Consider the following 21,996-nt stretch of genomic DNA (forward strand, 5'->3'; position numbering starts at 1 on the left):
ACTGAGGTCTAGTTTTGTGCAAAGGCTACGGCAGGGCGGTATGCCATACCTACGGCGTACCTCTCCGGGGAAGCAAGCTATGCGGAGCGTCTCAAAGAGAGCGAAGCGATCGCATTTTATCTTCAGCCTAAAGTTTAATTTACACAATACCCATAACCTTATTCACACACCGAAATTATGAACCCTACTATCTCTTGGACAAAGCTTTTGGGAACCAGCAGTGAGGAAAAAGCCTATGCCCTAACCACAGGCAGCGACGGTGCTATCTATATCAGTGGTTATACTTATGGCAACCTGGATGGACTGACCAATAGCGGTACTTATGATGGCTTTATAACCAAGTACAATACCGACGGCAGCAAAGCCTGGACTCAGCTCTTGGGAACCAGTGGTCAGGACATTGCCTATGCCCTAACCACAGGCAGCGACGGTGCTATCTATGTTAGTGGAAATACTGAAGGCAACCTGGATGGACAGACGAATAGCGGTGGAATGGATGGCTTTATAACCAAGTACAATACCGATGGCAGCAAAGCCTGGACTAAGCTCTTCGGAACCGGCTACAACGAACCCACAGCCATGACCACAGGCAGCGACGGTGCTATCTATGTCAGTGGAAGTACGAATAGCTATGGCTGGGATGGCTTTATCACGAAGTACAATACCGATGGCAGCCAAGCCTGGACTCAGTTGTTGGGAAGCAGTGGTTACGACATTGCCTTTGCCCTGACCACAGGCAGCGACGGTGCTATCTATGTCAGTGGCATTACTAATAGCAACCTGGATGGACAGACCAATAGCGGTGGTTATGATGGCTTTATCACCAAGTACAATACCGATGGCAGTAAAGCCTGGACTCAGTTGTTGGGAAGCAGTGGTTACGACATTGCCAAAGCCCTGACAACAGGCAGCGACGGTGCTATCTATGTCAGTGGTTTTACTAATGGCAACCTGGATGGACAAACCAATAGCGGTGGCTATGATGCCTTTATCACCAAGTACAATACCGATGGCAGCAAAGCCTGGACTCAGTTGTTGGGAACCAGCGGTTACGAGGAAGCCAATGCCCTGACCACGGGCAGCGACGGTGCTATCTATGTCAGTGGTATTACTACTAGCAACCTGGATGGACAGACCTATAGCGGTACTGGTGAGGCTGATGCCTTTATCACCAAATACAATCCTGATGGTACCAAAGCCTGGACTAAGCTCTTGGGAACCAGCGATTACGACTATGCTAATGCCCTAACCACAGGCAGCGACGGTGCTATATATGTCAGTGGTTTTACTGGTGGAAACCTGGGTGGACAGACGAATAGTGGTGGAATGGATGCCTTTATCACCAAGTTAATTGATGTTGCTGAAAATGTTAACGACACCTTAACTACCACACCGCAACAAGATATTATTGACGTGCAAGGTGGAGACGACATAATTACCAGCACTTTTGCTAATTTACAACAAGATGACACAATTAACGGTGGTTTTGGCACAGATACTTTAATTATTACCGGGGGAACAGTTAATGACAGCATTGCCATTGATGTCAATAACACCACCAATCAATTAGATATTCCTGGAACAACGGTACTCGGATTTGAACGCTTTGATTTAAACAGCTTTGTTGGTACAATCAACTTTATTGGCACTGCTGGTAATGATTGGATTAAAGCAGGTGCGGGAAATGATGATTTAGGTGGTGGAGATGGAAATGACTATTTGAACGGGGGAACTGGTGCAGATTTCTTAATTGGTGGAGCCGGCAATGATACCTTTGTAGTAGACAATATTGGCGATATCATTGGTGAAAGTCTTAATTCGGGAATTGATACTGTTGAATCCTCTATCACTTGGACATTAAAAACCAACTTAGAAAATTTAACCCTCATCGGTATAGCCAACGTCAACGGTACAGGAAATAAACTCAATAATATCATCATTGGCAATATTGGTAATAATGTTCTCAATGGTGGTGCTGGTGCGGATACTCTAATTGGTGGACTTGGTAACGATTCATATTATGTGGATAATGCCGGAGATAGCATTACAGAATTATTGAACCAAGGAACAGACAAGGTTTTCAGCACTATCAATTACACATTGGGGGATAACCTAGAAAACCTGACTTTACAAGGAACAACTGCAATTAACGGTACAGGTAATGGTTTGAATAATAACATTACAGGCAATACAGCAGATAACCTTCTTACAGGTGGTGCGGGTAATGATATTCTCACAGGTAATGCAGGTGCAGATACCTTAATTGGTGGGTCGGGTAACGATAAATTGTATTTAGGTTTAAACGATAATGCAGTGGATATCGTTAACTATGTTTTGAATGATGGTATGGATACAATTTATCAGTTTGTCCGGGGTGCGGGTGGTGATAAACTCAATTTCTCCAACATTGCTAATATTGATGTAGTGACATCAGGTACTTCTACCAAACTGCAACTGGGTGATGGCATTGTTGGTAATACAGGTTTTGGTACAGGTCTGTTATTGGTAACATTATCCGGTACATCTGGTTTTACTTCTGGTGATGTGAATGTTAATCTGTTTGGTGGCAATTTCTTGTTTAGTTAACTTTGTAGATACCCATAGTTCCCCAGCTTATCAAAAAAGCTGGGGATATTTTTCTTGTGCCAAAATAGGCTTCAATTGCTACATTGAGAATTGCTCAAAATATTGATTAACAAAATGCTTATCCAGCAAGGGTTACAGCCTTAGTGCGATCGCTCGCTGTAGGTTGAGTTGAAGTATGAAACCCAACAGCTTCTCGAATAATAAACATCCTAAGCATCCTGTCAAATATTAATCCCAAGGACTAAAAACATTAACAGATGAGAAACCAAATCTCTTCCCTACTGCTATGAAGCCTATTGAAACTTTCTATGGCTCACCAAGGAAGTCTCTTTTGCCAATTTCTACACCGCAGTGTCTGAGAATGTTATACGTTGTTGTGACATGGAAATAAAGGTTTGGTAAAATAAAATACAGGAGATATGGCATTCCTTGAAAAGAAAGAGTGTTACCACCCACCTCTAGGGTAATTGCTTTCTCCTCTGAACCGTCGATTTGCTCAGGTTTAAATGTATTTAAATGAGAGATAGTTTTCTGAACACGGTCAATCAGTTGAGGGAATGTAGTTTCAGTATCCTCAAATTTAGGTGCTTCTGTTCCTGCTAGTCTGGCAAGACCTCTGTTTACTATATCGGTGGCAATTTGTACTTGTTTTGATAATGGAAACATATCTGGATATAGACGACTATTAATCAAAACAGCAGGATCTATTTTTTTGGTTTCTGCATATTTAGCACCTTTTTCAAGAATACCTATCAGGTTATTCAGTGAGTGAATAGATACGGGTATTGAAGCTTTGTACATGGAAATGGTCATTGATATTTCTCCAGAAAGAGTTCAAACAAGTTCGATATGTCCCATCTAATCTTAAAGGATTAATTAAGAGTAGGTAAAAAGCTAATATTTATTATGGGAGTTTCCAAATTCTAATTGTCCCATCCTCGCTACTACTAGCTAGAATTTTTTGATCAGGACTGATAGCAATTGCCTCTACCGGAGTTGAATCACCTCTGATAGTAGAAATTAGTTCCCCAGTTCGCCAATTCCAGAATTTTATTTTGCCATTAAAATTGCCGGTAATCATGGTTTTTCCATCTGGAGTCAGGATAATTGAATTAATCGAATCTGTATTCTGACTGAAATCGCGCAACAATTTACCTGTACTCAATTCCCAAAGCTTGATAGTGTTGATGGCACTATCTTTATCCACAAGCTGACCAAAACTCCCACTAATCAAAATTTTGTTATCTAAACTGATAGCCAATGCACCAATACCCGGTGGATGATTCATACTGTGCAAGAGTTTTCCAGTATGCAGATTCCACAGTTTAATCTCTTCTGTGGCTGCTCCACCACTACCACTGACAAGAATTTGACCATTGGGACTAATGGCAACACGACTAATATAATCTGAATGTCCTACAAGAGTATGGAGTAGTATTCCGGTTTGTAAATTCCAAACCTGGATTTGACGGTCATCACTACCACTGACAAGTGTTTTGCCATCAGCACTGATAGCGACTGTTTCTACTGGCAGTGAATGTCCCCCGATAGTTAAAAGTAGTTTTTTTGTAGACAGATTCCAAACCTTGACGGTATGATCAATATCTCCACTGACGAGAATCTGACTGTTTGCTGCACCCATAGCAATGGAGGTAATTCCTTCTGATTTTTCTGTCAGAGTATTCAGAAGTTTACCAGTTTGCAAGTTCCAAATTTTGATGCTTCCTGACCGGCTACCACCAATTAATTTTTTGCCATCAGAGCTAATCATAATTGCTGGAACTCTTTCCGACTCTTTTAATGTAAAAATTGGTTGACTACTTTGGCTCAAGTGAGTTGTTGAACGAGGAGTCGTAGGCATCAATGAGTTGGAGGGAAGGCAAGGAATAGTCAGGCTGAAAGTGGCTGCTGTCAAAATTCTCCAGGAGATTAGATTCATAGGTGAATAGCACGCTAAAAAATTGCATTTATAGATAAAATACTGAGAAAGAGCGACCAGATTTTTTCCACGCACAAGCCTTATGAAACCCCAAACACCACCGCAAAGGGCAATTCTGGGATTAGAAAGTTTTATATCGACTCCCTTAGCAGAGAAACTAGAACAGCATCTTAACATTGACTCTCAAGAAATAGCTTTGACATTATTTCAAGATGTCGCTGCCAGTGTACCCGCTTACCAGGCTTTTTTAACAGAACAAGGCATCAACCCTAGAGATATTCAAACATTAGAAGATTTCCAGAAATTACCAAAAATTAATAAAGAAAATTATATTTCTCGTTATCCTTTGCCCCAATTGTGTAATAATGGAAAATTAGGAAGCTGTGATATGATCGCAGCTTCCTCTGGCTCAACAGGTAAACCTACATTTTGGCCGCGCTTCCTTACCGATGAACTAGAAATAGCCACAAGATTTGAACAGATATTTCACGATAGTTTTCATGCAGATAATAAACAGACATTAGCTGTAATTTGTTTCACCTTGGGAACATGGGTGGGGGGAATGTTCACCACCAATTGCTGCCGATATCTTGCTTGTAAAGGTTATCCTATCACAGTCATTACACCAGGCAACAACAAAACCGAAATATTGCGAATTGTCCAGGAACTTGGTAATAACTTTGAACAAGTTGTCTTATTAGGATATCCACCATTTCTTAAAGATGTAATTGATAGTGGTATTGCCAATAATGTGCAGTGGGGGCAATATCAAATTAAACTAGTGATGGCTGGAGAAGTATTTAGTGAAGAATGGCGTAACCTAGTTGGTGAAAGAGTAAATTCTCAAAATCCCTGTTATGATTTTGCTTCCATGTATGGAACAGCAGACGCAGGAGTTTTAGGTAACGAAACACCTTTAAGTATTTGCATTCGGCGGTTTTTAGCAGCAAATCCTCAAGCAGCTAAAGCATTATTTGGTGAATCTCGTTTACCGACATTAGTACAATATGATCCTTGTAGTCGCTTCTTTGAAGTTGAAAATGGGAATTTGCTATTTTCTGGTAAAAATGGCATTCCTTTAATTAGATATAATATCTTAGACCAAGGTGGTTTAATCAGTTATGAAGAGATGCTAAAATTTTTAGCGAAATGGGATTTTAACCCCCTTGCAGAATTACAGCAAAATCGAGGAATTCATCAATTACCGTTTGTTTACGTTTTTGGACGTTCTAATTTTACAGTTTCTTATTTTGGTGCAAATATTTACCCAGAAAATGTGACAGTCGGTTTAGAACAACCAATAATTAGAGAATGGGTAACAGGTAAATTTGTTTTACAGGTAAAAGAAGACTCAGACAAAAATCGCTTTTTATCTGTAGTTGTGGAATTAGCATCGGGTGTAGAAAGTAGTGAAGAAAAAAGTAATACTATCACTGCTTCCATTCTTTCTCAACTCTTACGTTTAAATAGTGAATTTGCGAATTATGTTCCCCCAGAATATCAAACACCACAAGTAGAATTAAAACCTACTGGTGATATTGAGTATTTCCCTGTGGGTGTCAAACATAGATATACACGAAAATAGGATTTAGGGTGCATCATCACTAAAGACGTTGAATAACAACGTCTCTAGAGTATGATTTATTTTGCAAAAGGTCTAATGATGTCGTCTATTGTTTCTATAGTAACGACATCTGTAATACCTGCCATGATAATATCTGTAACGATTTCTGCCAGTACAAGTCCGATAACGTCTGACTTGCGTATGTGTGTGACGACGATAACTATTATGTGCAGAAGCATCTTCCACAATACCCAACACTGACATAGACGCTATCAAGGTAGCGAGAACAACAGATGCAATACGTTTCATAGGTATATTTTGAAGAGTCAGTAATTATTTCTACGAGCGTAGGAAGTTGACGAAGCGGAGATTCCAATCAAGCTTTAAATAGATATTATCACCAAAAATTATTCGTGAATAAAAAGATTTTTATCATAAAATCTCCTCATGCTGATCGGAGTTGTAAATTTCTGCTAGATGCCTTGTTATTGCTGGCAAAAAGCTGAAGATTATAAACATTATTTGTGAGGGTTTCAGAATAAACTTGAAAGCGTTGATTCCTGATTTAACAATTATTTTGACTCATAAATTCTTAGTATTATCTTAATCTTGTGTTTTACCTAACTTAGTATTATCTTAATCTTTTCATGAAATTATTGCTGGTGAGGTGAGGATTTTACCATACTCATTTCGAGCAAATTGAATTAAAAATTTCATTTCTATAAACTCCTCTTTTTGAACTGAGGGGAGTACTCGATTGCAATGAGTCAAAAGAAATTCAATATTGCCTGAAAAGCGAAAATCAAAAAGTAGAGATACTAAATATATGGTTTCCCAAGTTGAGTTGATAGGTTTTGCTTCTCTCCCTGCTGATACCTTTGCTGAAGGGCCCGCATCAGGAAATGGTATTTCTGGCAATGGTAGAACTGGACCTTTTCCAGGACAACCAATCCAAGGTTTCAGCGGTGTACAATTTGCGGACGATAATAGTTTCTATTTTTTGTCAGATAATGGTTACGGTGCAAAAAATAATAGTGCAGATTATTTACTGCGTATCCATCGGGTAGACCCCAACTTTAAGGGAGTAGAAAATGGTGATGGCACTGTTAATACTTTAGATTTTATTCAACTTGCTGATCCTGATAACAAGATTCCTTTCACAATTGTCAATGAAGGAACTAGCGCTAGATTATTAACTGGTGCAGATTTTGACATTGAATCATTTGTAATTGCTAAAGATGGTTCAATCTGGATTGGTGAAGAATTTGGACCTTATCTGTTACATTTTGATGCCAATGGCAAATTGTTAGATGCACCTATTTCTACACCTAATACCGTTACACTAAATACCTTAAATGGGGAAGCGCCAATTGTTATTGGACATCGGGGTGCAAGTGGTGAATTACCAGAACATACTCTAGGATCTTATAAGTTAGCAATTGAACGAGGTGCAGATTTCATTGAACCAGATTTGGTTTCTACTAAAGATGGTGTGCTGATTGCCCGTCACGAACCAATGCTGGATGATACTACCAATGTAGCAGAAGTTTTTGGTGCAGATCGCAAATCTACCAAAATGCTGGATGGTGTCGAAGTTACGGCATACTTTGCTTCTGATTTTACTTTGGCAGAAATCAAAACTCTGCGGGCAAAAATGCCCCAAAGCTTCCGCCCTCAAGTGTTTAATAATTTGTATGAAATTCCTACCTTTGCGGAAATCATTGAATTAGTTAAACAGGTAGAATTAGATACGGGTCGCAAAATTGGCATCTATCCAGAAACCAAACATCCAACTTTTCACGATGATTTAGGATTGTCTCTAGAAGAACCGCTGTTAGCAACTTTAGAAGCAGCAAATTTCACTGATCCTAATCGCATATTCATCCAATCTTTTGAAGTTGCTAACCTCAAAGAACTAAATGGGAAAACTGATATTCCTCTGGTTCAGTTGTTGGATGCTTATGATGTGAATCTTGATGGTTCTCTGCAAGAAGTTCAACCCTACGATTTTGTGGTTAGTGGTGACACCCGCGACTATGCAGATTTGCGAACAGTTGCAGGTTTGCAGGAAATTGCTACCTATGCGGATGGTATTGGCCCCTGGAAACGAATGATTGTTTCTGTTAAGGGTGTGGATGCTAATGGTGATGGTGTTGCAGATGATGTGAATGGTGATGGTGCAGTTAATGATGCTGATAAAACTTTAACTGCTCCTACTAGTTTAATCCAAGATGCCCATGATGCGGGTTTGGTGGTACACCCCTACACCTTCCGCAACGAAGGACGTTATTTGGCTTCAGACTATAATGGCAACCCAGAAGAAGAATTTAAGCAGTTCATCAATTTGGGTGTTGATGGCTATTTTACCGATTTTCCCGACACTGGTGACTTAGTACGCGACCAAATTACCGCAGAGTTTGTACGATCGCCCCAAAACCCCGATGTACTTGCTAAAACCGAATTTAACACCCTAGATGGTAATGCACCTTTAGTTATTGGTCACAGAGGTGCAAGTGGTTCTCGTCCTGAACATACCTTAGCAGCTTACAAATTAGCGATCGCAGATGGGGCTGATTTTATTGAACCTGATTTGGTAGCCACCAAAGATGGAATTTTAGTAGCACGTCACGAAAACGCCTTAGCAATACTCAATGCTGATGGTACAATTAACCGCACTGATACCAGCACAGATATTGCGACCCGTTCAGAATTTGCAGACCGTAAAACCACTAAAGTTGTTGATGGTCGCACCATTACCGGTTGGTTTACCGAAGACCTGACCCTAGCAGAAATTAAAACCCTCAAAGCGATCGAACGTCTACCAGACCTGCGGGGAACAGAATATGACAATGACAACTTAGAAGTTCCCACTCTCCAAGAAATCATTGATTTAGTCAAACAGGTAGAAACAGAAACAGGTCGCAAAATTGGTATTTATCCAGAAACCAAACACCCCACTTACTTTGCAACTGAAGGTACACTCCTAGATGGGACTACCAAAATCAACACCAATTTAGGACAGTTGCTAGTTGACACCTTAGTTGCTAATAACTTCACAGATCCAAAGCGGGTATTTATCCAATCTTTTGAAGTAGGCAATCTTCAAGAACTACATGATGTGATCATGCCTGCCAAGAATATTGACATCCCGCTAATTCAATTATATGGGGGAGCCACACAAAAGCCCTATGATTTTGTAGTTAGTGGAGACTCTCGCACCTACGGCGATCTGACCACACCAGCAGAACTAGCTAAAATTGTCGAATATGCCTCTGGTATTGGCCCTAATAAACGTTTAATTATCCCTGCTAACACCGTAGATAACAATGGTGATGGTCAACCAGATGACCTCAATGGTGATGGCACAATTAACGAAGCCGATAGAGTTCTTGGTACTCCCACAACCTTAGTTCAAGATGCCCATGAAGCAGGTTTGCTTGTCCATCCCTACACCTTCCGTAATGAAGGACTTTTTCTAGCATCAGACTACAACGGTGATCCGAAAGCTGAATATGAACAGTTCATCGAATTGGGAATTGATGGTTATTTTACCGACTTCCCCAGTACAGGCGATTTGGTGCGTGACCAATTTGTAGGTGAAATTGTTGTTTCTAATCTTGGTGGTTCCAAAGGGTTTGAAGGACTGGCAATTAGTGCTGATCAAAAAACTTTGTATCCTTTACTAGAAGGAACTGTTTTCGGTGATCCTGTCGGTTCACTGCGAATCTATAAATTTGATGTCGCTTCTCAACAATATCAAGGGTTACAAGGCTTCTACAAGTTGGAAAACTCTAGCCATGCCATTGGTGATTTCACAGTCATTAATAACAATGAGTATCTGATAGTTGAGAGAGATAATGGTCAAGGTGACTCTGCTGAATTCAAGAAAGTCTACAAAGTTGATTTGTCTAAAAAAGATGCCAACGGCTTTGTAGAAAAAGTCGAAGTAGTGGATCTTCTGAATATCCAAGACCCCAATGATCTCAACGGAGATGGCCAAACTACATTTGACTTCCCATTTGTCACCATTGAAAATGTGTTAGTTATTGACGCAAATACCATTTTGGTTGCCAATGACAACAACTATCCTTTCTCTGTCGGTCGTGGTCCAGATATCGACAATAACGAAATCATCATCCTCAAATTAGATCAAACCCTCAACCTGGCTGCGGGTGTCGGTGAACCAGCAAAAGATTTAGTTACAGGAACTCCCGGTGCAGATATATTGATAGCTGGAACTGACTTTGATGGTATCAGCGATATAGTTTTCACTGGTGCTGGAAACGATGAAGTAGATGTTCCCTTGGGTGGTATCCTAGCTGGTGATAATCGCGTCTTTACAGGCAGTGGTGCTGATACTATTTATGTAGCTGATGGCGATCGCACTTCTGGTGGTAGTGGAAATGATGAAATCGACGCTACAGAAGCCACAGGCTACCGTCTTTCTGGTGGTGCTGGCAATGATATCTTCTACCTGGGTGCAGATGGTCGTGCTTTAGGTGGTGACGGTGATGATCAGTTCTACGTTGTTGAAGGTGGTGGTAACTTGCTTTCTGGTGGTGCAGGTGCTGACAAATTCTGGATACTCACTGGTGATCTACCCAGTGCCGCTAACACCGTCCTTGACTTTGAAATCGGTACTGATGTTTTAGGTATTGGTGGTCAAGGTGCAGGTTTTGACTTCACTGACTTGACCTTAAGTGGTAACAGCATTGCTGTGGGTAGTACAACTATTGCAGTTCTCAATGGAATTAATACCACTAGCTTGACTGCTGCTAATTTCGCCTTCTTGTAAAAAGCGGCTCTTTTATGGAGAAACGAACCGCAGAGGACGCAGAGGACACAGAGGAATAGGCGTTTGGGAGAGTTTTTGCGTAAGTCTTAAAGTAAAGGGAGAGAGAAAGGTTTTCTTTCCTCTCCTATGTTTTTTAATGGATGGAATTGCTATGAAAACACTTGATTCACAAACGCAAAAAATCACTATTTAAATAGTAGCATTTTAAAATGCAATATCAAAATTCTGTAACACCTCACTTCTTAACCTTTTGTTATTTATTTCTTAATTTTATTGGGATAGCTTTTTGTTTGTAGCCAAGGTTTTAACCCTTTCCTCTAAATTTTCAGAAGACTAAAGTCCTGACTACAAACTAACTAAGGGAACACCAAAAAATAAATTACCCAAAAATCGTAGGGTGGGTATGGCTACGCCACGCAGGCTATAGGACTTTAGTCCGTAACCCACCATAAATTTAGGGATAATCGTGGGTTACGCTGCGCTAACCCACCCTACGAATTGGAGATTTTTTTATTTGGAAGTCCCTAATGCTCATCTTTTAATTACAGATATTTACCATGACAAATACAATTCAACTTAATCAAATAGGCACAATTCAATTAGACGGTGCAGAAATTTCTGATTTTGATGCCAAATCTCAACGCCTTTTCGTGATTGGGGAATCTGAAGGCAACCCAGTTATTCAAGTAGTAGATGTTTCTAACCCAACCAATCCCACTAAAATTACCAACATTGATTTTTCTAGCTTAGGTGGCGGAATTCAAAGTGTCGCCGTCAGAAAAGGTATAGGAACAGCAAATAGCATTTTTGCTGTGGCAATTTCTGCTAATAATAGTACCGATTCTGGTAAAGTTGCTTTTTATGATGCTGTGACTCTCACTAAACTTTCAGAAGTGATAGTAGGGTCTTTACCCGATATGATCACCTTCACTCCCGATGGTAGCAAATTACTTGTTGCTAACGAAGGAGAACCAAATGAAGATTATACAATTGATCCAGAAGGTTCAATTAGCATTATTGATGTTGCTGGTGCAATTAATGTAATTGACGTAAATAATGACCAGAGCAATTTTGCAACTTTCACAGGTACAACCTTTACAGTCAAATTAATAGCTGAACAAAATCCTGGGCTAGATAGTCCACAAAATGTTTTAGATTTGTTTGGTAATGTCCGAGATACCAACCAGTTTATTCTTCAGGATGCATCTGATCCTAGTAAGACAGTTATTATTTTTGAAGGGCCAGATGGATCTGGTAAAACAGTTGATATTACTATTGATGCATCAGGTAATTTAGCTATTGATGGCGTACAAGTCGGTACAGGATTTACTCAGCAATTTCACTTTGGATTAATAAATAATCTCCCTAATGGTGATCCAACTGGCAACGGTGCTGATAGTTATACCTTTTCTACCAATAATCTACTAAATCCTGATAGTAGTTCACAGTTTGTGACTTATTCTAAGGATCAAGATGTATTAGTTCTTGGTGCAGAGGAGTTGCCATTTGCACAGTCCAATCAGGACTTCGATGACATGATCGTTGAAATTCATGGCATCCAACCTGTATCCAATACTCAGCAGTCAATTGTCTCATTTGACAGTGGAAAACTACAAAAGGTCTTTGATGATCAGAATATTAAAACTGCTAATTTCACCGCATTTAATGGACAAGAAGAAGGTTTAAAAGCAGCAGGAGTGAGACTGTTTGGACTTAATGCTTCGGTAGCTCAAGATTTGGAACCAGAGTATATAGCGGTTTCACCTGATAATCAAACTGCTTTTATTACTCTCCAAGAAAATAATGCTGTTGCTGTTCTTGATATAGCCAGCGGGACTATTACCGATGTTGTACCTCTGGGTTTTAAAGACCATAGTTTAGCTGGAAATGGTCTTGATGCTAGTGATAGAGATGATGGTATAAATATCCAAAATTGGCCTGTTTTGGGAATGTACCAGCCAGATGCTATCAACTCTTTTCAAGTTGATGGCAACACTTACTACATCACTGCTAATGAAGGAGATGCTCGCATTCGTCCCACTGGTGATGATATTTTACCTGCGCCTAATGATGGAGAAGGTGATATTTTTAATGAAGAAACAAGGGTTAAAGATGTCATACTTGATCCAACGGCTTTTCCTAATGCAGCTGAACTGCAAAAAGATGAAAATCTGGGTCGTTTGCTCATTACTAATACACTAGGAGATATTGACGGAGACGGAGATTTTGATCAACTTTATGCTTACGGCGCTCGTTCTTTCTCCATTTGGAATTCTCAAGGTCAATTAGTATATGATAGTGGCGACCAGATTGAACAAATTCTGGCACAACAAACACCTGCACTTTTCAATGCTAATGATGGAGATCCTGATGAGGTTGACACTCGTTCAGATAATAAAGGCCCTGAACCAGAAGGTGTAGTAGTTGGTGTTATTGATGGCAAAACTTATGGATTTGTGGGCTTAGAACGTGCTGGTGGTGGGGTAATAGTTTATAACCTGAGTAACCCATCTGCACCTGAGTTTGTCCAGTACATTAGAACCGAAGGTGATGTTAGTCCTGAAGGTTTAAAATTCATTTCTGCTGAAGATAGTCCTAATGCTAAACCAATGCTGACAGTTGCTAATGAAGTTAGTAATACTGTTAGCTTTTATGAAATACTTCCCAGTGCTGCACCTACAGTTGAAACCAGCCCCGACTTATTTGATGATGAAGACCCAGGACAGGCTACAGTAGATCAAAATGCAGATGCGGACGACCCAGCAATCTATGTCAATGCGGAAGATTCTGCGAATAGCCTGGTATTAACTGCGGTCAAAAATGCCGGATTGCGGGTTTATGACTTGTCTGGGAATTTATTGCAAACAGTAAATCCTGGGGGGATTCGTTATAACAACATTGACCTGCAATATGGTTTCCAACTGGGTGGAGAGTCCATTGATATTGCCGTAGCGAGCGATCGCAATAATGATAAACTAGTAATCTTCAAAATCAACCCCAACTCTACCAACGGCAACTATTTAGAAGATATCACCGACAGCAATATCGGTACAATTTTCCAAGCTGCACCCTTTGACCCTCCCTACGAACCATCTTCTCGCAGTTCCTACGGACTCACAATATATCGCAGTCCTTTTACCAATGATTACTATGTCTTCACAGGACGCAGAGAAACTGGAGATATAGCCCAGTTAAAATTAATTGACATCGGCAACGGTAAAATTGGTGCAGAACTAGTCCGAGAATTTACTGTACCTACAATTAATGGCATTGACCCCCAAACCGAGGGAATGGTTGTAGACCAAGAAACAGGCTTCCTCTATATCGGTCAAGAAAATGTTGGTATTTGGAAATTTGATGCAGAACCCAACGGTAGCAACACAGGTAAATTGATTGATGTAGTCAAAAATTTGGGTGGTACTAATCTCGTAGATGACGTAGAAGGACTAACTATCTACTACGGTGCTAACGGTACAGGTTACTTACTCGCATCCAGTCAAGGAGATAACACCTTTGCAGCATACACCCGTGAAGGAAACAACGAATTTTTAGGGCGTTTTGGTGTCGGTAACAACGGTGCAATTGATAGCGTCCAAGAATCAGACGGTGCAGATGTCATCAACGTCCCCTTGGGTGCAAATTTCCCCTATGGTTTATTTGTCACCCAAGATGGTAACAACGACCCAGCTAAACTAGTTGAAGATGATGGGGAAATAGAAAATGTCAACAGCAACTTTAAATTTGTTCCTTGGGAAAATATTGCGAATACCCTTCCTGATATCCTCAAAATTGACACCACCAGTTACGACCCCCGCAACCCCGTACTTCAACCCAGATTAACTAATTACGAATTTGACAACCTACCCAAATTAGGAACAACCTCTACAGGTCAAGATATCTTTTTAGGTGGCTTCTCTGGGTTGTATTTCCAAGGAGTAGCAGCTAATGGTAACTTGAAATTTGTTACCCACACAGACAGAGGGCCAAATGGAGAACCCACAGGTCAAAATAGACCATTTCTATTACCTGACTTCCAACCAGAAATAGTCAGTTTTGAACTTAATCAAACTACTGGTGACATCAGCATTACCAAGAGAACTGGGTTATTCGCATCAGATGGAACAACACCATTAACTGGACTTCCTAATCTGCAAGCAGGGTCAGGAAACACAGCTTACACCGATGAAATTGGTGTAGATTTGAATGGTCAAGTTCTTCCAAATGATCCTTTAGGTGCTGACGTAGAGGGTATTGTTGTTGCCCCAAATGGCGACTATTGGATGGTTGATGAATACCGTCCTGCGATTTACCACTTTGATGTTAACGGTAAATTACTTGACCGTTTTATCCCCCAAGGAACAGCCACCGCACCTGAACCAGACCAAGCCGCAGGAACTTTTGGGACTGAGGTATTACCAGCAGTTTACTCCCAAAGACGCGCTAATCGGGGATTTGAAGCAGTGGCTTTAGAGGGTAATAAGCTTTATGCTTTTATTCAGAGTCCCATTGATAATCCTGATAATGGTAGTGATACAACATCTAGAAATTCTCGTAATTTACGAATTCTAGAATTTGACATTATTTCTAAACAGGTAACAGGTGAATATCTCTACCTTCTCGACGATATTACAGGTAGTGGTACTGCGAAAACAGATAAACTTGGTGATGCTGTTTCTTTAGGTAATGGTAAATTCGCAGTTGTCGAAAGAGATGATAGAAGTGATAACACTGCTAATAAACTCATCTACCAAATTGATTTAGCAACAGCTACTAATATCAATAATCCTGCCAACTTTAATTTACCATCTGGTAAAACTATTGAACAACTCACCCCATCTGAGTTAGTAACTGCTGGAATTACTCCCGTTAGTAAGAGTTTGATTGCTAATGCTGCCCAATTGGGTTACACAGGAGTTGAGAAATTAGAAGGTTTAGCATTAGTTTCACCCAATACTCTAGCTTTAATTAACGATAACGACTTCAACGTTGCCGGAACTACAACTCCTGAAAAATTGGGTATTTTGGAATTACCCTATAATCTTGTAGAAGTTCCAGAACTTGTGTTTGGTAGTCCCAATGCAGATACTTTAATTGCAGGTGCTTCGGTCAATGGAGTTGTCCAGTTAGACGGTATTCAAGATATTGTGTTTACTGGTGCCGGCAATGATGAAGTAGATATCCCCTTTGGTGGGAGTTTAGTTGGTGACAACCGCATCTTTACAGGTAGTGGTCAGGATACCATTTTTGTTGCTGATGGCGATCGCTCTTTTGGTGGTAGTGGCAATGATGAAATAGATGCTACAGATGCCACCGACTACCGTCTTTCCGGTGGTACAGGCAATGATATCTTCTTCCTGGGTGCAGATGGTCGCGCTTTAGGTGGTGACGGTAATGATATCTTCTATGTCCAAGAAGGTGGTGGTAACTTGCTTTCTGGTGGTGCAGGTGCTGACCAATTCTGGATACTAACTGGTGATCTACCCAGTGCTGCTAACACCGTCCTTGATTTTGAAATAGGTACTGATGTCTTAGGTATTGGTGGTCAAGGTGCAGGTTTTGACTTCAGCGACTTGACTCTGAGTGGTAACAATATTGCAGTGGGTAATACGACCATTGCCATTCTCACTGGAATCAATACTAACAGCTTGACTGCTGCTGATTTTGCCTTCGCGTAGTAAATTATTTTAGGCAAATTGGGTGAGTAAGAGTATCAATATCTGATTTCTCATCAGCACTCGTGGGAGACTAATGCAGATTTGTGAAATTCAACAATCTCAATTGATTAAAATTTGTGGATCGTTCTTGTGCGGGGGAGTAATTCTTCCTCGCTTTTTTGTGCTGCCAATATCTCTGCTAAATTGTGACAACATCCTATAATTAGATATAGCAATTCCTATTCAAGTGAGGTACAAGCAGTAATAATTAAACGCAGATGGACGCAGATAAACGCAGATAATTTTGTACTTGATTAGACTAGGAAATGCTATAAGAAAGCAAGTAATTACTAAGTCAGTTCTTACGCAAAATATCTCTCAAACTCTTATTTATCTGTGTCCTCTGTAACTCGTGCGTAAGTCCGATAGATATTGTGAGGATTTATTGGAGTCTAAAATTGCTACAGGTACTCAATGGAAATATTCATGATTGCTGTCGCCTACAACATTTACTGCAAATAAAAAATGCAGACAATCTTCACAAAACATCGCCTACTCTGGGCAATTTTACTTCTCAGTAGCGCCTTGGTAATCACGCTGTTACTCTCTCTTTCTCAAGGTGCGGTTTCTATCAATTTTTCGGAATTTTACCAAGCATTAATGCGCCAAGGCGACCCAATTAAACAAACTATTCTTTGGGATTTACGGTTACCTCGCATTGTCGCGGCGCTGATTGTTGGTGCGGCTTTGGGAATGTCAGGCGCATTGTTACAAGGAATGTTACGTAATAGTTTAGCTGACCCGTTTATATTGGGAATTTCTGCTGGTGCAGGACTAATTGTCATTATTATGATTGTTTTGCAAGTATTCCCGATAGCGATTCCTTTAGCGGCTTGGTTGGGGGCAATTTTGACCTCTGGAATAGTCATTTTCCTCGGTCGGACTGGTTCGGGTATTTCGGTGGAAAGGTTGATTTTAGGTGGGGTAGCGGTGAGTGCTTTATTTGGTTCTGTGCAGAGTACGTTGTTATTAATGGCGGAAGATGGACAGGTACAAATTGCACTCAGTTGGTTGGTGGGTAGTTTGAATGGTCGGGGTTGGAAGGAAATTTATACAGCCGGTCCTTATATTATTGTGGCTTTGTTGGTGGGGTGTTTGTTAGCGCGATCGCTCAATGTCTTGGCTTTGGGTGATGATATGACTGTAGGGCTGGGAGTTTCGTTAATGCGATCGCGTTTATTAATTGGTGGTATTGCCACTTTATTAGCCGCAGGTGCTGTTAGTATCGGTGGTTTAATCGGTTTTGTCGGTTTAGTTGTTCCTCATGGTGTCCGTTTAATTGTCGGAACAGATAACCGTTTTGTTTTACCACTTTCAGCCCTTGCAGGTGCATGGTTATTAATCTTTGCAGATTTACTTTCTCGACTAGGTGCGGTAGAACTACCGGTCGGTTCGGTGACTGCTTTGTTGGGTTCACCGTTGTTTATTTGGTTGCTTTATCGTCGTTCTGGTAGCGCTAATAAATTTTAAGATCCAGTTGCGTTGAATGCGGATGATGAGGAAGTACGCAGAGATTTTTGTAGTCAATAATTAACCGCAGTGGAAATCAAAAATTAGTCGCAGATAATTACACAATCTATTTTACAGCAGCTATCAGCAGTAAAAACCCATCGCAATCAGGCTTTGTGATTAAAGTTTGGACTTCATTTACCTGCAATATGCTGTATGTAATCACTTAGTAGGATGAATTTTCTCTGTTACCACTGTCATCAGTATTATCAGTGTTATCGCTGTTGTCCCTGTTGTCCCTGTTTTCACTGTTGCTTCTATTTCCCCTACGATATCTACGTCCTTGTTGCATCATTTGACGCTGTTTTGGGGTCAGAATTTCCTGAATTTGTTGTCGTTGATCTCTTGTAATTTGATTTATTTCTTGTCTTTGTTCTGCTGAAAGATTTAGCGATCGCAGTTTTCTCATTGACAATTTATTCCGACCGTTACTGTTAGTTTGCACTTCCCGTCTCTGGTCATCAGACAAAAGTGCTAATATTCTCGAATTATTTTCCTCCCTAATTTGTTTTATTTGTGCTTTTTGAGAGTTAGTTAAATTAAGTCCTGATATTCTTTCTACATCTTGATTTATGTCTCTTTGTGTTGAGCGATAATTCGTTGCATTTGGAGATGGCCGATAATTTGTTTCATTGTCAGATGACGGAAAATTTGTCCCATTCTCAGAAGAATTATTCGGAAAAGAAGCTCGATTAGGAGAAGATAATTCACATCCAGTAGTCAGAATAGCAATAGCTAAACCAGTAGCAGAAATACTCAACATCCGTTTATAGTTCATGAATTGATACTCCATAAATACTTGACAATCTAACATGGTCATATTATTTGTATATCAGTTATTTTTGGGATAGGGCAAAAATTTCTAGTTATGTTAACAACTTAAAACTACTATCCCTATCTCCTTAAATAAAGTAGATGCGAGATAGTAGTTATAAAAACTAGCAAAAAGATTCAAACGAATATTTCATCTTAATATCGTCTTCCTCTATTATCATCACGTCTGTAGTTATCGTCACGTCTGTAGTTATCATCGCGTCTATAGTTATCGTCGCGTCTGTAATTATCATCGCGTCTATAGTTATCGTCGCGTCTGTGATTATTATCTCGTCTGTGATTATTGTTTCGTCTGTGATTATTATCTCGTCTGTAACGAGTTTCTTGGCGCTGATTTCTAGAATTGTTGGGATGATCAGCTAAGGCTGGAGATATTCCTACACTACCTAGTGTAACTAAACCAAGTGTACCAATTAAGATGAGAGCTTTGTGCAAATTCATAATAAGTATTCTTGACGGTGAAATTAATTGAAAAGGTGTTTTATTCACCCTACTTAAAGCATAAAATTATAGTTGAATAGATATATAGGTAAAAAGTCACTAATCTAGTCATGACTTTAGTCACATTTGCCTGACATTAAGAAAAAGTAATGGCGTTGCAAAAACTCATGTAGTCTGTTAGAAATAGAATAGCAGATATATTGTTTTTTAAAGTGATAATATTGAGATGCCTCTCGAATTACAAAATCTTACAGGTGGTTATACTCTTTCGCCAATTATCCATGATATTAACCTTTCTTTGCAAACTGGAGAATGGTTAAGTTTGGTTGGTGCTAATGGTTCAGGTAAATCTACTTTATTGAAATTAATTAGTCGAGTGCTTGCACCACAACAAGGAGTAATTTTACTTGATGGGAAAGCAATTCATTCACAACCTGCTAATTTAGTAGCTCAAAGATTAGCACTTTTACCACAACAGCAAACAGTTCCTGTGGGTTTAACAGTGAGTCAATTAGTAAGTTTAGGGAGGACACCTTATCAACCTTGGTGGCAATGGGAATTAAGTGCTAAAGATAGACAAGAGGTTGAAAGTGCAATTGACAAAACACAATTAGAAGATTTTAAAGATCGCTTGGTTGAAGAACTTTCTGGCGGTGAAAGACAACGGGCATTTTTAGCTTTAGCTTTGGCACAAGAACCAAAGGTATTATTACTAGATGAACCAACAACTTATTTAGATATAAATTATCAATTACAATTATTAGAATTACTCAAAAATCTCAACCAAAAACAAAATTTAACCATAGTCACAGTTTTACATGAATTAAATTTAGCTGCCCGTTATAGTTCCCGCATGGCTTTATTAAAACAAGGGCATCTTTGGGAAGTTGGTACACCCGAAACTGTGCTGACATCTAATAATATTGCTCAAGTTTTTGGTGTGGAATCCGTAATTATTCACACCCCTGTAGGATTGCAAGTTTGCGCCATCTCTCCAGTATAAAAATTACTCGCTAACTCACTAACTGACTCAGTACTTTCTCGTTCCCATACTTACTCTGTATGGGAATGAATTCTAGAAGGCTCTGCCTTGAGTGACAGTAGAGGCAGAGCCTCTGTGATGGTATTCCCAGTCAGAGACTAGGAACGAGACAAAATTGCTCACTACTCAGTACTCAGTACTCCTAATGCTGCCATAAACTATCAACAGTTACAAATTCATAGCCTTGTTGTAATAATTGGGGAATGAGGATTTGGATAGTTTCTGCTACATCTTGTCCACCACAAACACCATCATGTAAGACAATAATTGATCCACCTTTCACTTGTTCAAGTATTCGTTGAACAACTACAGATACACCCGGACGTACCCAATCTTCTGGGACAACACTCCACATGACTGGTCTGTAATTCCACTGTTGAAATAGGTTTAAAGTCTGAGGTGTGAAAAAACCATTAGGAGGACGAACATCTCGCACTTGTTCGGGTTGTAGATTGCAAGCATTGTAGATAGCGGCTTGGGTTTTTTCTAAACTCTGCTTGAGGTCAGTTAAGGAAAGCAGGGGAAAAGAGTGATGTTCATAACCATGCAAACCTATCCAGTGTCCTGCATCTGTAACTGCTTTGGCAATATGCGGTGAACAGTTGACACAAACACCCAACCAGAAAAAACTAGCTGTAACTTTGTAACGATCTAAAACGGCTAATACTTGCGGTGTGTATAGAGGATGGGGTCCATCATCAAAAGTGAGTGCGATTGCGCGGAGCGCACTGCCGGAGGCTATCGCTTGACTATGAATATTACCATGCCAAAGACAATTAGGAAAACTCGGTTGGAGAATGCGGTAAATCAGGGGGAAAAGAGGTGCAAACTGCATAAGAATTAGTGGTTGAAGGGGGTAAAAGTCAGAATACTTGTAATACCAGAAAACCAATTTGAGATTGTATTAAAATTATTAAGTACAGTACGAAAAACATCTTACTTCTGTTGTAGATATAACCTAGCCAGAGGCTATTTAGCATTCTGAATGCTAAATCCAAAATTAAAAATTTAGACGATATCTTGAGGAATTTGAAAATGGCTTTTATTTTTGGTACGAATTTCAATGACAATGGTACTTTTCAAGGTTCAACATTTTTCCCTATACTTACAGGTACAATCTCTGCGGATATTATCTATGGCTATGGTGGCAACGACATTATTGATGGTGGTATTGGTGCTGACACCATGTATGGTGGTACTGGCAACGATACTTATTATGTTGGTAATTCAGGCGACTTAGTAATTGAGAATTCCGGTGAAGGTTTAGACACAGTTTATGCTTCTATTAGCTACACATTGACAAACAATGTAGAAATACTCTTTTTAACAGGAACTGGTGCAATTAATGGATATGGTAATAGTTTAAACCCACATTCTGCACTTCAATTTGTGTTACACATACAAGTGTTGTAAGTAACAAAAAGAGATTAAATATAAATACAGAACCAAAGGGGTAAAAATATAGACAGTATCATTAAAATATCTAACACATAGAAATTCATAAGGCATTAACAATAAATTCAGGAACAAAAATGAGAAAATGAGTCTGAATTAAATAAAAATGCCTTCATA

Annotated in this window: 13 protein-coding genes; 7 read left to right on the forward strand and 6 right to left on the reverse strand. The window is 39.7% G+C overall.

Annotated features, from left to right (window positions below; all coding sequences use genetic code 11):
* Positions 1–177: 177 nt before the first annotated feature.
* Positions 178–2,586, forward strand: coding sequence for a beta strand repeat-containing protein (locus ACSQ6I_RS00175; protein WP_438888195.1), 2,409 nt, complete (start codon positions 178–180; stop codon positions 2,584–2,586).
* A gap of 306 nt (positions 2,587–2,892) precedes the next feature.
* On the opposite strand, the gene ACSQ6I_RS00180 is transcribed toward ACSQ6I_RS00175, so the two are convergent.
* Complete coding sequence (locus tag ACSQ6I_RS00180) at positions 2,893–3,399, reverse strand: DUF1993 domain-containing protein (RefSeq protein ID WP_438888197.1); 507 nt, start codon at positions 3,397–3,399, stop codon at positions 2,893–2,895.
* Between the two features lie 91 nt (positions 3,400–3,490).
* The gene (locus ACSQ6I_RS00185; protein ID WP_438888199.1) at positions 3,491–4,525 is read right to left on the reverse strand and encodes a WD40 repeat domain-containing protein; all 1,035 of its coding nucleotides are present in this window, start codon (positions 4,523–4,525) and stop codon (positions 3,491–3,493) included.
* Between the two features lie 82 nt (positions 4,526–4,607).
* On the opposite strand from ACSQ6I_RS00185, the gene ACSQ6I_RS00190 reads away from it, so the two are divergent.
* Positions 4,608–6,110 (forward strand): phenylacetate--CoA ligase family protein, encoded by a 1,503-nt coding sequence (locus tag ACSQ6I_RS00190; protein ID WP_438888201.1) that lies wholly within the window; start codon positions 4,608–4,610, stop codon positions 6,108–6,110.
* A gap of 72 nt (positions 6,111–6,182) precedes the next feature.
* On the opposite strand, the gene ACSQ6I_RS00195 is transcribed toward ACSQ6I_RS00190, so the two are convergent.
* Entirely contained in the window at positions 6,183–6,398 is a 216-nt protein-coding gene (locus tag ACSQ6I_RS00195) for a hypothetical protein (RefSeq protein ID WP_438888202.1), read from the reverse strand.
* Between the two features lie 535 nt (positions 6,399–6,933).
* On the opposite strand from ACSQ6I_RS00195, the gene ACSQ6I_RS00200 reads away from it, so the two are divergent.
* The 3 genes from ACSQ6I_RS00200 (at position 6,934) to ACSQ6I_RS00210 (ending at position 18,068) form a co-directional block, all read left to right on the forward strand.
* A complete protein-coding gene (locus tag ACSQ6I_RS00200; RefSeq protein ID WP_438888213.1) occupies positions 6,934–10,884 on the forward strand; it encodes a glycerophosphodiester phosphodiesterase family protein in 3,951 nt (1,316 codons plus the stop codon).
* A gap of 557 nt (positions 10,885–11,441) precedes the next feature.
* On the forward strand, positions 11,442–16,559 hold the full coding sequence (locus tag ACSQ6I_RS00205; protein WP_438888203.1) for a phytase: 5,118 nt from the start codon (positions 11,442–11,444) through the stop codon (positions 16,557–16,559).
* 504 nt (positions 16,560–17,063) lie between these two features.
* Positions 17,064–18,068, forward strand: coding sequence for a FecCD family ABC transporter permease (locus ACSQ6I_RS00210; RefSeq protein WP_438888204.1), 1,005 nt, complete (start codon positions 17,064–17,066; stop codon positions 18,066–18,068).
* A gap of 205 nt (positions 18,069–18,273) precedes the next feature.
* Here ACSQ6I_RS00210 and ACSQ6I_RS00215 read toward each other — a convergent pair whose 3' ends face one another.
* Both ACSQ6I_RS00215 and ACSQ6I_RS00220 read right to left on the reverse strand, forming a co-directional pair.
* Positions 18,274–18,885, reverse strand: a complete 612-nt coding sequence (locus ACSQ6I_RS00215; RefSeq protein WP_438888205.1) for a Spy/CpxP family protein refolding chaperone — start codon at positions 18,883–18,885, stop codon at positions 18,274–18,276.
* 191 nt (positions 18,886–19,076) lie between these two features.
* On the reverse strand, positions 19,077–19,382 hold the full coding sequence (locus ACSQ6I_RS00220; RefSeq protein WP_438888206.1) for a hypothetical protein: 306 nt from the start codon (positions 19,380–19,382) through the stop codon (positions 19,077–19,079).
* A gap of 226 nt (positions 19,383–19,608) precedes the next feature.
* Here ACSQ6I_RS00220 and ACSQ6I_RS00225 point away from each other — a divergent pair, with 226 nt between their 5' ends.
* Positions 19,609–20,385 carry an ABC transporter ATP-binding protein gene (locus tag ACSQ6I_RS00225; RefSeq protein ID WP_438888207.1) on the forward strand — a complete coding sequence of 259 codons (777 nt, stop codon included), beginning with the start codon at positions 19,609–19,611 and terminating at the stop codon, positions 20,383–20,385.
* Positions 20,386–20,566: 181 nt separating this feature from the next.
* Here the strand turns inward: ACSQ6I_RS00225 and ACSQ6I_RS00230 are convergent, their stop codons facing one another.
* Positions 20,567–21,259, reverse strand: coding sequence for a polysaccharide deacetylase family protein (locus ACSQ6I_RS00230; RefSeq protein ID WP_438888208.1), 693 nt, complete (start codon positions 21,257–21,259; stop codon positions 20,567–20,569).
* A 200-nt stretch (positions 21,260–21,459) separates the two neighbouring features.
* Between ACSQ6I_RS00230 and ACSQ6I_RS00235 the strand changes: the two genes are divergently transcribed.
* Positions 21,460–21,837 carry a calcium-binding protein gene (locus ACSQ6I_RS00235; protein WP_438888209.1) on the forward strand — a complete coding sequence of 126 codons (378 nt, stop codon included), beginning with the start codon at positions 21,460–21,462 and terminating at the stop codon, positions 21,835–21,837.
* Positions 21,838–21,996 lie beyond the last annotated feature (159 nt).

The sequence above is a fragment of the Anabaena sp. WFMT genome (genome assembly GCF_051781005.1).
Classification (GTDB): domain Bacteria; phylum Cyanobacteriota; class Cyanobacteriia; order Cyanobacteriales; family Nostocaceae; genus Anabaena.